The organism is Treponema sp. OMZ 305, from assembly GCF_024181325.1.
GTDB lineage: Bacteria > Spirochaetota > Spirochaetia > Treponematales > Treponemataceae > Treponema.
Genome location: NZ_CP051300.1, coordinates 1,650,241 through 1,664,009 on the forward strand (window position 1 = coordinate 1,650,241; position 13,769 = coordinate 1,664,009).

Annotated in this window: 12 protein-coding genes; 1 reads left to right on the forward strand and 11 read right to left on the reverse strand. The window is 43.8% G+C overall.

Annotation, left to right across the window (positions count from 1 at the left end; translation table 11 throughout):
• Positions 1 to 117: 117 nt before the first annotated feature.
• The 9 genes from ABK01_RS07300 to ABK01_RS07340 all read right to left on the reverse strand — a co-directional run bounded on the left by ABK01_RS07300 (position 118) and on the right by ABK01_RS07340 (position 11,189).
• Positions 118 to 2,967 carry a hypothetical protein gene (locus tag ABK01_RS07300; RefSeq protein WP_253675154.1) on the reverse strand — a complete coding sequence of 950 codons (2,850 nt, stop codon included), beginning with the start codon at positions 2,965 to 2,967 and terminating at the stop codon, positions 118 to 120.
• Positions 2,968 to 2,983: 16 nt separating this feature from the next.
• The gene (locus ABK01_RS07305; RefSeq protein WP_253675155.1) at positions 2,984 to 3,814 is read right to left on the reverse strand and encodes an HAD family hydrolase; all 831 of its coding nucleotides are present in this window, start codon (positions 3,812 to 3,814) and stop codon (positions 2,984 to 2,986) included.
• Positions 3,815 to 3,885: 71 nt separating this feature from the next.
• Positions 3,886 to 5,199, reverse strand: a complete 1,314-nt coding sequence (locus ABK01_RS07310) for an SPOR domain-containing protein (RefSeq protein ID WP_253675156.1) — start codon at positions 5,197 to 5,199, stop codon at positions 3,886 to 3,888.
• An 18-nt stretch (positions 5,200 to 5,217) separates the two neighbouring features.
• Positions 5,218 to 5,736, reverse strand: a complete 519-nt coding sequence (locus ABK01_RS07315) for a hypothetical protein (RefSeq protein WP_253675157.1) — start codon at positions 5,734 to 5,736, stop codon at positions 5,218 to 5,220.
• A gap of 109 nt (positions 5,737 to 5,845) precedes the next feature.
• Positions 5,846 to 8,053: a DUF4954 family protein gene (locus tag ABK01_RS07320; RefSeq protein ID WP_253675158.1), complete on the reverse strand. Its 2,208-nt coding sequence runs from the start codon at positions 8,051 to 8,053 to the stop codon at positions 5,846 to 5,848.
• Between the two features lie 217 nt (positions 8,054 to 8,270).
• Entirely contained in the window at positions 8,271 to 8,459 is a 189-nt protein-coding gene (locus tag ABK01_RS07325; RefSeq protein ID WP_253675159.1) for a hypothetical protein, read from the reverse strand.
• Positions 8,434 to 8,979 (reverse strand): hypothetical protein, encoded by a 546-nt coding sequence (locus ABK01_RS07330; RefSeq protein WP_253675160.1) that lies wholly within the window; start codon positions 8,977 to 8,979, stop codon positions 8,434 to 8,436. The genes ABK01_RS07325 and ABK01_RS07330 overlap by 26 nt, the downstream gene beginning before the upstream one ends.
• Positions 8,980 to 9,073: 94 nt before the next feature.
• Positions 9,074 to 10,225, reverse strand: a complete 1,152-nt coding sequence (locus tag ABK01_RS07335) for a lipid II:glycine glycyltransferase FemX (protein ID WP_253675161.1) — start codon at positions 10,223 to 10,225, stop codon at positions 9,074 to 9,076.
• A 235-nt stretch (positions 10,226 to 10,460) separates the two neighbouring features.
• A complete protein-coding gene (locus tag ABK01_RS07340) occupies positions 10,461 to 11,189 on the reverse strand; it encodes a hypothetical protein (protein ID WP_253675162.1) in 729 nt (242 codons plus the stop codon).
• 290 nt (positions 11,190 to 11,479) lie between these two features.
• Here ABK01_RS07340 and ABK01_RS07345 point away from each other — a divergent pair, with 290 nt between their 5' ends.
• Positions 11,480 to 12,103, forward strand: a complete 624-nt coding sequence (locus ABK01_RS07345; RefSeq protein WP_253675163.1) for a hypothetical protein — start codon at positions 11,480 to 11,482, stop codon at positions 12,101 to 12,103.
• 100 nt (positions 12,104 to 12,203) lie between these two features.
• Here ABK01_RS07345 and ABK01_RS07350 read toward each other — a convergent pair whose 3' ends face one another.
• Together ABK01_RS07350 and ABK01_RS07355 are read right to left on the reverse strand one after the other, a co-directional pair.
• Entirely contained in the window at positions 12,204 to 13,121 is a 918-nt protein-coding gene (locus tag ABK01_RS07350; protein WP_212564761.1) for a nucleotidyltransferase family protein, read from the reverse strand.
• Between the two features lie 183 nt (positions 13,122 to 13,304).
• Positions 13,305 to 13,664 (reverse strand): hypothetical protein, encoded by a 360-nt coding sequence (locus ABK01_RS07355; RefSeq protein ID WP_212564760.1) that lies wholly within the window; start codon positions 13,662 to 13,664, stop codon positions 13,305 to 13,307.
• Positions 13,665 to 13,769 lie beyond the last annotated feature (105 nt).

Consider the following 13,769-nt stretch of genomic DNA (forward strand, 5'->3'; position numbering starts at 1 on the left):
GAAATGCGATGTTCACGCATCATGCTATCTGTGCAATTTTGAACTCGTCTACCTGTTCGACAACGAAGTTATCGAACAGGTCTAGTAAACCGGCAGACAACATTGAAAACAAAGCTCTTACAGGTTTACACCGACAACAAATCGGAAAACTCCCGGCCGTAAAAATGTTCGAACCGGATGCATGTACTCTCCCCCAATCTCCACCGATCTGTTTAATGCCACAAGGCAGTTTACATAGAGGGTATCCAAATAGAGAAAGCTACCGGTATGCGCTTTTGTAGCAAAATTCCCTGTCAGTATCCATGCATAGCCGGTATGAAAGGATATACGGTTTATAAACAGCGGTAAGAAAGAGATGCCGTTTTGCACGTCATAGCTAAAAAATGTAAGATCACAAACGCCTGATATTCCTCCCGACACTTTACCGGTTCCAAGCGAAGCAAATTTCTGCCGCATTGCATCGGTATTATATGCTGCAAAAGAGGGAAAATAATTGGTTTCCGTAACAGGGTAATGAGCAGCGATATGCGAATATGTTCCGTTTAAAGGATTAAACCGTGCGTTGAACCCAAGATAACCGCTTAAAGTAAAGCGAAGCGGTACTACAGGGATATAGCCGTCAAACGATGCCTGAAAAACGGCAGCATTGGCTTTTTGTTCAACGCAGTATGCATGAGCAAGAGAGCTTGATACGGTGACGCCCTGTAAATCCTTTGCAAAAAAAGGAGAGCGTATTATGCGGGAACTGCGGACATTTCGGTAATAAAGCTGCCCTTCATGTGCAAGTACCGTATACTTGTATGGAAGCGGATAGTAGGTTTTACCGCTATCGGATAAAGGCGCTATCCATGCTGCTGTTGCCATATAAGAGAGTTTAAACATTTCCCATGAATAGGAAAGCGGAATAACGCTGCTTGCACCGACGCCAAATCCGGTTTTACGGTAGGTAAACGTCTTTGTATCAAGTTGATCAAAGACATTCATATTTAACGAAATAGGCTTAAAGTGATAGGCTGCATCGGCTTTTATTTGTGTAAAAAAGGGCTTTAGCAGAAATAGCAATGAAGAATTAACTTCGATTGTCTCCGTAGGATCAAGCATAGCCAGTTTTATCCCGATACCGTATCCCCCGTAACGCCGTATATCGGCAGGAATATTGGCTGTCGGCCGTACCTTTGCCCGCCACAGCCATGTGAGCGGCTGATACCTGCTCGGATTGAGAAGCTCAAGGTTAGGATGCTTGGTTGATGCCGGTATATCCGGCTGAATAGTCATAGCTGCCGGTTGGATAGTTTTTACCGTAAGATCCGCTTCCTTGATAGTATATAAACGGTGATAGGTACCGTGCTGCCCTACGTAAATGATGGAATGATTGTCGACCTCATTCGAGGGCTGTTGTTTCTCCGGCAGTAGAATGGGAAAGAACACACCGCCTGAAATATCGGTTTGCTGTGTTTTTACAGTGCCGCTTTTAGGGTAATAAAGGCCGAGCCGATAGAGCATATTCATCTCAGCCCAAGAGAAAGCAAGGACATACTCATTACCGCTTTTTACCGATTGTAAGTAGCGGATTGCATACGGGATGTCTTGTTCGGGCAATGATGATAGCATGCCTGTTTCGGTATCGATACGTAAAATAGTACGTTTTACCCCATTTGCTGCAATAAGGGCAACCTGCCCTTCTCCGATATAACAGGGGCTATATAATGAGGCAAAGGATTGGCCGGGACCGGCCGTATATAAAACTTTTTTAACTTCCTGTGTAGTGCGGTCAATCAACACTGCAGAAAACGATTGATTTTTTAACATTATTGAACAGAGTGTCTGATTGTCAACAAAACACGCCGCCATACTTGATAGTATCGGTTTACCGATAAACCGACGTTTTTTCATATCAAAAATACGTGAGCGTTTTTGCCATGTCTTACTACTTGTTTCAACAGAATCCGAGACAGCAAGAAGGGAGCCGTCCTCCGAAAAAGACAGTTGATTTAACGAAAAATCCGCCGTAAAAAGCTTAATAGGGGCGGAGACTTCAATGGTATTATCTGCATTATCGATGTTTACGTGCGTAAAATATACTGCTTGATTGTCAAAATCATAATAGGCAAAACCGTCATGGGAAGCTGCAAGAGCGCTATATCCCGATTTTTTTGTCTGAGGGGCAAAGGGAACCGGTTCATTCAGTTTTTCCGGCATCGGAATAGTATTGATAAATTGATTCCATGCGGCGCTTACTTCTTTATCATAAATAGACTTAAATTTTCCCGGTATAAAAAGTCTCCATCCCAGTTTCCACAGTTTTGAATATGTCTCCATGCCATACAGTTTTTGCAAATAGTCGGCAAAATAACCGCCATAGATATACGGCCATAATCCGGTTGGATACATATCCCGTGCACTTGCAGCTTCCGTCCACGTTGGAGTTGTACCATCGATTTTATTCTGAATTAAATACTGCCTAATCAACGGATCATTCAAACGCCCATATCCCTGTAAACTTTCAAACGAAACAGCCGCTCCTTCTACAAAAGACATCGGTAAAATATTTAAAAGAGAAAAAGGAACGTCAAGCGTAAGGGCGTGAGTAAGTTCATGGTAAAAAACTTGCAAGAGTGTGTCGGGCAAATTACCGAGTGTTCCATCCGTACTACCGGCATCATAGATAACAATACGGCGATGCGGTCTTCGTGTAAAATATCCGTTGAGTTCTTCCATATCGGATACAAGATACACCGGTATGCGCCCTTTGATTTTTTGCTGTAGAGCAGCACATATCTCATCGGCATAACCATCGGCATATTCCGTCAGCAGCGCTGCAGAAGGAGCCGATGCTTCCTTATAGATAATTTCAAAATACTTGGTTTTGACAGACTGAAGCTGTTCTGTAAACGCCGGAGCTGTTACAGAAATGAAAAAACAGAATATTACTAATAATTTCGATATATTTTTTCTATACTGATTCACGGTTAATCCTCAAAAGTTAATCTTCAAGTTCGGAATAAAATCGGTCAATGAGCTGTTGTTCACAGTCGGCATATTGTCCATTGATAAAGAGGTGCAAGTAGGTGTTTTTTAACTGAAGCCAACTCTCTGCTTCTTTTTCAGGAATAATCGGATAAAAGAACACGATATTACTTTGCGCTGCCTGTAAATCTCCGGGAGCATCACCGATTTTTAATATACATCCGTCTTTATATCCGCCGGTCTGTTTCAATGAGGCAAGCACTTGCTTTTTACTGCCGTTTTCTTGCGTAAAAATACCGTTCACAAATTTTGTTAAACCGGCTTGCTCCCATTCGGCAGTCACGGCAGCATTATTGGCAGAACTGACAACAGCTATATCCGCAACGGCATAAATGGTTTCGATGCTTTCGTAAACATGGGGGAAAGGGATTCGGTCTTCCAACGGTATTGAAGCAATAGTCTTATTTACATTGATAGACCATTGCTCCGCAACTGCGAAGATAGGATGACCGATAGTTTGATATGCCTGTCTGACACCTTCGTTCGACAATCGCCCGCCCGAATTGAGAAAGTGTTCATACGCTTCCAATCCATCGACGGGAATAAAATGCTTATCGATATACCGGCATACCTCAAAAAAGCCCTTAAAGCGATTGATTGCCCGCTTTTTGCTGAACAGGTTTACCTTATTCCAATAGTGCAGAACCGGTTCCGCATGTTCCTGTAAATTAAATATTTTTACCAGCTCCGGCCCGAAAGCACGGTAATGCTTGAGGTTCATCGTATCCATCGCACAACCGTCGCTATCGATACAGACTAAAAAATCCTTTTTTCGCTGAAAATCCATTCCCACCCCTTTTATGTTAGGACACTGCTCAACACTCGGTTATCTTTAGCAACGCAGCGCCCTGTTGTATCTTATGGCGCCTTTTTTAAGAAAGCATCTTTAAAGCCTAATTTTTGAAAGGTTTCCAAGGCTGCGCCTCGTTCATCTTTTTTCAGCGGTCCGATATAGACCTTGTAAAAGACATCTTTCGCTGTAGAAGATTTTTCTATGGCAATGGGATACTGTTTACCGTACAGCTGTACAAAACTGTCTACATTGAGCATATCCTTAAACCAACCGATCTGTACATAAAAGGCTCCCCTTGTAAGGACATTCGCAGTATAGAGTTCTTCGGCAGGCTGTGTAACAATCGGTTCAACAGGCACTGCCGGTTTTTCGTGTTCTTTGGGAACAGGAATATATTCTTTCATCGGCGCCCGCGGCTCCGACGGCACGAGCACAACATGATTTTCCATAATCACATCATCTTCCGCAGCAGCTTCCTCAGCGATAACAAGCTCCGGTTCGTCTTTCAGCTCCTCCGTCTCTTCTGTCTGTTCTTCAGCAAGAGATTCCGGTTCGGCTACCGGCTCTTCCGTATCTTTTACCGGTTTAGCTTCATCGGCAATTACCGGTTCCGGTTCGATTGGAGTTGGCACTTCCGGAACCGGTGACAGAAACTCATTTAACTCCGGTGCTGTTTCCGGAACGGTTATTTCCGCAACCTGCAGTACCGGTTTTGAAGATTCGCTTCCTTCTTGCATCGGCGGCTCTTGAATAGGGGGAGCATCCGGTACCGGTTTTTCAGCCTCTGCAGAATATTCGGATGATGTAGAAATCTCCACGGGTTCTTCAACTTCGGCTATCGGAGCCATCGGTTCCTCTGACGCAGGTTCGGGCTGGATAGGTTCTTCAACTTCAGCTATTGGCGCTACCGGTTTTTCCGCTTCGGCTTTTTCTACTTCCGGTTGTACCGGTTCGAGCGCTTTCGGAGACACCTCGCCAGCCGCTTTTGTAGGAGCCGCCGCTGGGGTAGGTTGCTTCTCTTCAACTTTACCTAACAATACCGGATCGGCGCCTTCCTCGGCTACAAGCGGCGGCACGGATACTCGCACACGCGCGATGCTTCCCTCTTTGATTGATAAAGCCTGCGCTAAATCGGGAGACACTTTTACCAGTAAGCCGTCAGATCCCATATCGCCAATAACCACGGCGCGGGATGTTGTATTTTGTTCCAAATTAGTGATTTCGATAAGTGTATACTTAGGGAATAAATCGCTGGAGGCAAAGAGCCCTGTAGGAAAATCTTCCTGTGATCCCGCAGCCGCATTGCCTTCCCATATTGCCCACGTCAGTGCAGCGCTTAGCATCAACATACTTAGGACAGTTATTGTTCTTTTGATCATCTGTATCCCCTTTTTACCCTATAAAGTTTCCAAAACGAAGTTATCGAACAGGTCTAATATGCTCGTACCGATAGCTTGACCGGCGCTTTTTATTTTCCGTCTCAGTTCAATTTCCGGTATTGTTTTCGGATTGATTTTCTCTTCAAAAATGATATTTTGAGAGGAAAAATCGATGAACTTCCATTCGAGGTTCTTCCATTCAATGACCGGTCTCTGCCTATTTGCAGTATCCTCAAACGCTTGCTTATATTCACAATACAACGCAACTAAATAGTCAATCGATGAATCGAAGCGTTTAAGCAGAGAAGGATTATCCTTGTACCGTTCATAGTTTTCCACTATATATTCGATACTGGTTGCTATTATCCCTCGGTCAAAACAAAATTCAAAAAGCTCGGTTTCGAGTGCCATAGTCAGTTCGGCTGCTTCGGCCGGTGCATCGGCATTATAGATACAAGCAAAACCGATTGTTTTCGCATATACCGCACCATAGAGCATAGTGCAGCATAAGAGCACTATCGGTATCCGCTTTTTCATAGTTATTCTCCGTAATCAATATCGGCAAAATAAAAAAAGGATAAAGAGCAAACGAGACAGGATAAACGCATCAGGCCGCTTTTTTAATATCCCCGCGAAAAAATTGAGACTATTCGACCAGAGTTGAACCTCTTCGCGGAGCAAAAAGCTCAGCATAGTGCTGTGCATCCTGCTTGGACTGCTGCACAAAGGCGTTGTCTTCCACATGACCGAGTACGGCATCCCGCTCCGCCCGATTCCGGTAGGTAATGTCGCGGAAGTGATTGGTGTAGTCTTTTTTCTTGGTGATAAGGACTTGCTCCTCGATATACCGGTTCAGGCAGAGCGCTTCATCAAGGTAGGTTTGCCAGTGCGATCCGGTAAGAGCGGAAACTCCGGCAAGTCGGCAGAGCACACTATAGGCATGTTCTGCGCGGTCAAAGGGATACCGTCCCCAGAGCCGGTCGTATTCGGCGTGGATTACTTTCCACGAATTGAGTTCCCCTGCCCCAACCCTGCTGCGAAGCCGGTCATATTCATCCTCGCGTATCAGCTGCCCGCCCGCATTGACCCACGGAATTGTTCCGTTTTGGAGATTGAATCGGCTGCATGCCCCACTGCCGCTAAATACCTCACCGCCGGTACCGGTTTCATCCATATATTGTGCTAAATAGTGTGCTAAAACGGTTACCCCGTACCAAACGAGCATATTGCGGTACGCATACCATGCATCCACGCCGTGCAGAATCTTCACCGGGCGGGCGGAATGTTCGATGTTTTCGGCAGTGAGGGGCAGTTTTTTCAGTTCGTCCCGTTTATGAGTCAAAAGATATTGAGCGCTTTCGGCTTGATTTCCTGCCGCCGTCCATGCCGTTTCAAAAATGTGTTCCAGCAGCATCATCGCGTGCATAATTTCCCCGGCGGTATCGCAGGCAAGTACCTCGGTTTCAATCTTTTGCGTCTTTGTTTTCCGTTTATCCCGTTTTTTGAATTTATCGTTATTGCGGGCAAGCGCATACATATTATACATCCAAAAATAAGCGGGCATAATATCGAGGCAATTTTCCCGCAGATTATCGCTGACCAAGCTGAACGGAAAAGGAATATCCAGTTCGGCGGGATAATTACCCTTATTTAACAGCACAAAGGACGCAAACCGGCAGTTATGCTTGAGCGTCGCGGAAAGTCCCGGCCAAAATCCCCGACCGGCGATAATCTCTCCATCATTGCCGCGGGTATTGTGGTTTGAACCTACCGTAGCGGCGGCTGCCATATTGGACTGCCCCTGAATCATCGCGGCGATAAGGAATGAGTTGTTGTGATGCTGCTCATGGTAGGGAAAGATCAGCGCATTTAATACTTCGCAGCAGGAGATAGTTGAATTATCTCCCATCACGGAGTGAATGAGGCGGGCGCCGTATTTGAGCGTACAGTTATTTCCGAGCACAAAGCGCACTGCCTTAACGCCGTAGAACACGCGGCAGCCGTATCCGATAATCCCGTTAACCAGCTCAACCCCTTCCCCGATCTGGGTCGCTTCTGCTGCAGAAGACCGGATGGTCAGATTTTTTAACTTATTGGCGCCCTTAATATAAACCGCCTCGCCGAACCGGACATCCTTGATAATCTTACAGCTTTTAATCACTGCGTTATCGCCGACGGTACCGTAATAACCACGGGCGGAATCGCAAGAGCCTTGCGTCATCTTTTTCAGCTGTGCCATCAGCTTTGCATCATCGCGGTACCGCGCCCACATAAACGCATCGGCGCAAATCATATCCGCAAAGGGAAGAATTTCTCGTCCGCCCGCTTCGTTCATCACATCGATTGTAACGCGGACTGCTTCATCTTCCCCGTCTTTAATGACCCCTTCGCCGAACTTGGCATGATCGGTTGCCGCCATCTCATCTATTCTGCTTAAAATGACGGTATTCCCGACAATATAGTGCGCAAGATAGGCGCAGTCATGCACGGCGCAGTTCGCTCCGATATCGCAGGAGATAATTTTGCTGTTGGTAATCCCCGCGGGAACAATAAAATCATGGTAGCGCAGATAGCATTCGGTTAAAGAGGAAATCCGCACCAATCCGGCAAAAAGCGAGTTTTTAATGAGCGACGGCGTAAAGGGATCTTCCACCAAAAAGGTATTCCAGTTAGTACAGGTGTTTCCGTTCTTGATGAGCGTTTCCACTTCGTTAAAGGTGAGCGGCCGCCATCGGTGCTTTTCAGCGGGATTCTGCATAAAACGAACAGTATATTCATCCCGTCCTGAAGTAAGAAAAGATTTATTGACAAAATTGACCCCAAAGTCATCCGATGTTATAACACGTACCGGCATACTTCCTCCAATGCTGCTGGACAATGTAAGTTTAGACTGAGTGTTATGTATAGACCTATTCGGTAACTGCGTTTTCGAATAGGTCGACGAGTTCTAAATCGTACAAATGGCACGATTTAGAACATCGCATTTCAAGGTAACCTGTTCAGAAACGGAAGTTTCCGAACAGGTTTTATATTTACTCTTCAAATTTTATTTTACTTACATTACATTTTAACTATAATGAGCCCCTTGCCCTGACAAATTTTTTCTTATCACTTTCTGATAATTCAGAAACCTTCATATTATTTGCTTTTGCATAAGAAAATAATGCTTTCAAATCTATAGTATTTTTCATTTGAGACAGCAATATTGGTTGCGGTGTATCTTTTAAACTTTCTTTATAATTTTTCATCAGTCCAGTCATAAGTGTAAACCTCCATGATATTTTTTGCATTGTCTTCATCGATTGCAAATTGAAACGGATGAAGAATTCCGATAAATTCAGCATTAAATTTTTCGATATAATGATCAAGTAACATTTTGTTCGCTGCAAATCCGTACATCATGCCCTCAAAACCGAAGTCGATTGATTTGTTTGCAGCAATTGCAAACAAATGTCCGCCAACACCTTTATATCTAATCGATTCCGTAATTTGATGATTATTTTCAGGGCTCGCACACATCCATGAAATATAACAAGCTTTTGCATCATCATCTTTTACAACAGAAACAAGTCCTTGTATATCAACCGAGCCTTCTACAACGAGAGCATAAACTTCGTTATCATCGATAAGTTGATCCCAGTTTGTATACCATCCATTTTTCTTATTATACTTTTTCAAAAAAGATTTTCGCGTAATTTGTATAACTTCTGTCTGAACGAGCTCTCCTGTTTTAGCATCACTGAGACAAGGTGTAATTGTATCGATAAAAACATTTATCATCTCTTTACCTCAGCTGATAGTTTATCATAAAATTTAGTTTTTATATAGCTCGTCTCGCAATGACAAACATTTGTCTCACTTGCAAACCGGAGCACTACGATTTTCGGCTGTGAACGCGAAGCTTCTTTTTGAGGTTTTTAAACCAGAATGCCCGTAGCCGCTCGGCACATGAGTAGAGGCGATAGCGGAAACCTCGTACCGGAATATCAAGAGTTCCCACCCGATGGATAATCGTTCCGCCGAATCCTGTTTTAAATCGATACAGTCCATACATGGGGTGTTTGGGATCATCGGTGGGGGGTATCCCGTAAAAATCATAGGAGAGACAACCGTACTTTTGAGCATCCTGAATTGCCTGCCATTGCAGCAGGTATGCAGGCATAAGATTGCGGTGTTCATTTGAAGAAGCGCCGTACAGATAGACTGCTCCGCTCGGAGAAAAAAGCGTGATAATCGCAGCAAGCGGCTTCTCTTCAAAATAAGCAATATAAACCGAAATAAGAATATGTTCGGCGTCGAATACAGGATCGATGGCAAGCCGACAAAGCGAGCGGTAATAGTTTTCGCTATGAATGGCGATACCGTCCCTTGCAGCAGTTTCACGATAGAGCTCATAAAAGACCGGTACTACATTTTCGGCTTGACTTCCGGAAAAACAGCGAACCTGCACGCCTTTTTTTTCAGCAAGCCGGATATTATAGCGCCATTTAGGTTTACAATCGGCGAGCAAGGCATCGAGCGACTGCCCTAAATCGAGCTGCACCGTATCGGGGGGCTGAATATCGGAAACCGCCTTAATGAGGCGGCATGGTGTTTTTCCGCCGGTACAGGGAATAAGCGGGAAGTCTTGGGAAGAGAATGCCTGTGCTTTTCCGTTTTTAATCGAACATTCCCACGGCGGATCAAAGCGAATCAAAAAAACGTAAGAAGGCAGCAAGGGAACAAGCTTTTCTGCAAGGTTCGCAAGAAAAATACCCCGCTGTTGCGCCGTTTCGGGGAGGTGTGAATCATTCGTAATGAGGATAGACGGACCCATCGGAATATAGGCAAGAAAGCCGAAGGGATTCAGTTGCCGCAATAAAACCGTGAGTAAAAAAGAACGGGTACCCGGACTATGTACCTCATATTGCCGATATGTCCAGCCTTGCTCCTTTTTAAATTCCGCCCAAAAGCGGCTCTGCAAAAAATGCTGCGCAGGAGTTTTCACCGTCATATCGGTACATTCTTTTATCGTCAATGTATTCATAGTTGGCAAAAACGATAGCGGAAAAAGAAGCTTTTGTCAAAGGATTGAAGGTGGTTTTACAGGGCTTCCGCATTTAAATTATAAAGCTATATATTATAATAACTTATGCGTCTCATTTTTTATTATATTTTATAGCAAGTCATTATCATACAATGATTTAGGCCATTATGATGCGGAATCCATGGGTGGTTTTAGCTTATCAGAGTACCACCTAATCTGTAGAAAAACAATCCGCTTACACTCCCCCGCCCCATCCACGCCATTTTTCTGCAAGCGGGGTTGCTTCCGATGTGGAATACAAAGAAGTTGCATCGGAATCCGCTGGGGCAGAAGAAATTTTAGCGGAAGTACCGGTATTGCAGATGTTTTCGATATCAGCAGTCTTTAATTCCTGTAAGAAAGCGGCTAATTCCTCCGGAGACATTGTCTCTTTTAATGTATTGATTGTACGAATTAAATCTTGCTGCGCACCGCTCGCTGTTTCTTTTGTCAGTTGAGCATTGTTTTTTTCCACCTTTTCGCGGAGCCGTTTTGCATATTCGCGTCCGTCGATAGGTTGTGCAACAGGAATACCTGCCGTAACTCCGATAACCGCAAGTACCAATTTAAGTCCGACAAGTCCACCGGCACTGCTTACATATTCAAAAGAAGCGCCGGTAAGATAACCGGTTTTAAACACCTCATAATAGAGAATAGTAAGCGCACTATATGCGATAAGGAGTATAAACGCCGCAGCAAGCCGTCTTTTTGTGTACCATCCCATCGGCTGAATAAACAAATAGATAATCGCTACAATCAAAACCAATGCAAAAAAAAGTTCGGCACTCCAAGGCAGCATAAGAAAAGAAAAAGACTCTGTATGAATTACATTGCGTAACAGATAGAACTGGCCAATAAGAATGACAAGAAAACAGATAACCGTCACCCCGCCCCGCGCACGGGTATTTGTTTTATTTTGTTTCATTTTATATATATCCCCTCGTGAATTGCCATCTCTGTGCGAAGTTTTATTGATTTAAAACTTCGCACATTTTTTTCTAGCAGACGGCAAACACATCAGGCAGATTAGATGAAAAGCGCAGAATAAAGAGGTTATGAGACCATTTGAACCGCGCAGAGGTTCAACTCTGGTCGAATAACATCTCTTATTCTGCGGGGATATTCAAAAAAGTACCTGATGCGTTTACACCGTCAGCCTAGCAGGTTTCTATTGACGAGTCAACGGAACTGCGGTACAAAAGATATGGAGGAGTTATGCTGCAATTCAATCCGGTACATCTCGCTTTTGCCGTTATGATAATCGGTGCTATTTTTACCTTTGTATTATCAAAAAAAGAAATCAAACAACTTCGGACGTTTGCCGATGCCTTTGCTATTCCGTTCGTTAAACTTTCAAACTATATTGCGCCACAAAAACCCGCAAGCTCATTGCTGACGGAAAAGACGGAATCCGGCGGAATCAAACCGCTCCAACCCGAAGAACAAACGAAAGAAATGCGTGACATCATTAAACGAGCAGGAAATACTAAAGCGGTAAAACTCTTCCGTGAAATGGTGGAAGCCGAAGATGCACTGAAAAAGGCCGCGGGGAAAAACCGTCGCAAATGCTATCAATTTGCCGAACCCGTTGCCCGTATTCTGTATATGACGCATACCTTTCTTACCGGCTGCGAAAATCTTGCCACCATTGATACGGAAAGCAAGCTGGAGGAATTTAACAGCTTTTTGAATGAGCAAGTATCACATCGTATGACTTTATTGCGGTTGATCAGCGGTTCTCTTGCCGATGAATACCGCGAACTGAATAGCGTATATGCGGCGGAGATGGAGCAAATCGAGCGGGAACAGATGATGCTTATGAAGCAGAATGTTCAATAATACAATCAACACCCCGACGCAAAGTATCGTGACGGGGTATTAAACTCTCCGCTAACAATCGATTTTAAAGACGCCCAAATCGGTTTCTCTGAGTCACCGATTATTTCCACAAAAATTCAGGATAATAGTTTTCTTTAATTTTTTGCGCTATTTCTTTTTTTACAATTTCGCGGTCTTCGGGATAGGTCATACCGAACCAGCGTTCATCGGTGGTATAACATTTGATTGTGCCGAGCCCTTTGGTAACCAGCATACTGGCGCCTTCCGGTAGCAAACATTCGGCTTTTTCGCTTGCGATGTTCTTTTTAATAAACTCTTCAAAGAATACGTGAAAACCTTCAAACGCTTTAAGGCTAAAGCCGAAGAGATTCATAGACACGGTTTCTTTACCGGTTAAGTGGGTTACTCCGTTTTCAAGCTGAGAGAGAATTACCCGTTTACCGTTCTCTTCACCGTAAGAAATCTTGGTATGCTCTTTCATAGAAACGAGCATTCCATTTTCAACGTTGCATACTCCCCGTGAGACGGAACCGGATTCGCTCATCGTATTTTCCAAAATATAGCCGACCATCGCATGATTCGGAGAATAATTGTCTAAAGTTGACAGGTGTCCTGCCATCGTTTTATAGGCTTTGCGTCCATAATAGTCGTCTGCATTGATAATGGCAAAGGGTGTTTTAACGGAATTCTCCGCGCAAAGGACGGCGTGAATAGTACCCCACGGTTTTTTACGGTTTACCGTTTGCGGAATTTCTTTGGGGTCAAGCAGTGAATCAATAGATTGAAACAGATATTCGGCATCGCAATTGCGGGCAACTCTATCAAATAAACGCTCGCGGAAATCGGCTTCAATATCTTTTCGAATAACGAATACTACTTTTCCGAAACCGTTATGAACCGCATCGTAGATTGCATAATCCAGCAATGTTTCATTATGCATCCCCACCGCATCTATTTGCTTAACGCCGCCGTAACGGCTTCCCATTCCTCCTGCTAAGACCAACAATGTAGGTTTCATTCTATCTTGCCTCCAAATACTTAACTTTCATATATTCAACACTTCAAAGAAAACGCCGATTAACCCGTTTGAGGATCAATCAGCGTTTTAAAAGTTCATTAATCACACTATAAAAGCACTTTAAATGCACATAAAATTAACAGTAACCCCTAAAAACTCAAGTTTTTAGAGGTTTTCGTATCTTTACCGTTTGTTTACATGACGGAAAATAACACGTTTTTCCATCGTTGTCATTGTCTTACCGGTGGTAGCGCCTTTCAAATCCTCAACTTCGACGGAAGAAAAACCTTTATCTCGTTTGTAATTTGAAAAGAATTCATACATAACCTTTTCAGCTTCATCTTCGTTAAACGTGTTCTTATCTTCTTCGTATACGCAATAGTATTCCGCCCAGTTATCGGTTTTATAAATTTCAGTTAGATAAAGAGAGGCATTGGCACGCCCTTCAACCTTAATTTTTTGCTTTTTAGGCTGTACAGTCTGTGCAGACAGGACAACAGCAAGCAGCATAAATGCGCACAGCGCAAGTATTTTCTTGTTCATTATAGATCCTCCTATAAAGTAATAATCGAATTCAGTATATACGGAAAAACCGTTCTTGGCAATATCGACTGTCAGGGCAACCGCATCAGGCATTTTTTTAACAAT

Excerpts from the sequence above, each read along its gene's own strand:
- ABK01_RS07305 (WP_253675155.1), bottom strand. The coding sequence starts at position 3,814 with ATGGATTTTCAGCGAAAAAAGGATTTTTTAGTCTGTATCGATAGCGAC.
- ABK01_RS07310 (WP_253675156.1), bottom strand. The coding sequence starts at position 5,199 with ATGATCAAAAGAACAATAACTGTCCTAAGTATGTTGATGCTAAGCGCT.
- ABK01_RS07315 (WP_253675157.1), bottom strand. The coding sequence starts at position 5,736 with ATGAAAAAGCGGATACCGATAGTGCTCTTATGCTGCACTATGCTCTAT.
- ABK01_RS07320 (WP_253675158.1), bottom strand. The coding sequence starts at position 8,053 with ATGCCGGTACGTGTTATAACATCGGATGACTTTGGGGTCAATTTTGTC.
- ABK01_RS07325 (WP_253675159.1), bottom strand. The coding sequence starts at position 8,459 with ATGACTGGACTGATGAAAAATTATAAAGAAAGTTTAAAAGATACACCG.
- ABK01_RS07330 (WP_253675160.1), bottom strand. The coding sequence starts at position 8,979 with ATGATAAATGTTTTTATCGATACAATTACACCTTGTCTCAGTGATGCT.
- ABK01_RS07335 (WP_253675161.1), bottom strand. The coding sequence starts at position 10,225 with ATGAATACATTGACGATAAAAGAATGTACCGATATGACGGTGAAAACT.
- ABK01_RS07340 (WP_253675162.1), bottom strand. The coding sequence starts at position 11,189 with ATGAAACAAAATAAAACAAATACCCGTGCGCGGGGCGGGGTGACGGTT.
- ABK01_RS07345 (WP_253675163.1), top strand. The coding sequence starts at position 11,480 with ATGCTGCAATTCAATCCGGTACATCTCGCTTTTGCCGTTATGATAATC.
- ABK01_RS07350 (WP_212564761.1), bottom strand. The coding sequence starts at position 13,121 with ATGAAACCTACATTGTTGGTCTTAGCAGGAGGAATGGGAAGCCGTTAC.
- ABK01_RS07355 (WP_212564760.1), bottom strand. The coding sequence starts at position 13,664 with ATGAACAAGAAAATACTTGCGCTGTGCGCATTTATGCTGCTTGCTGTT.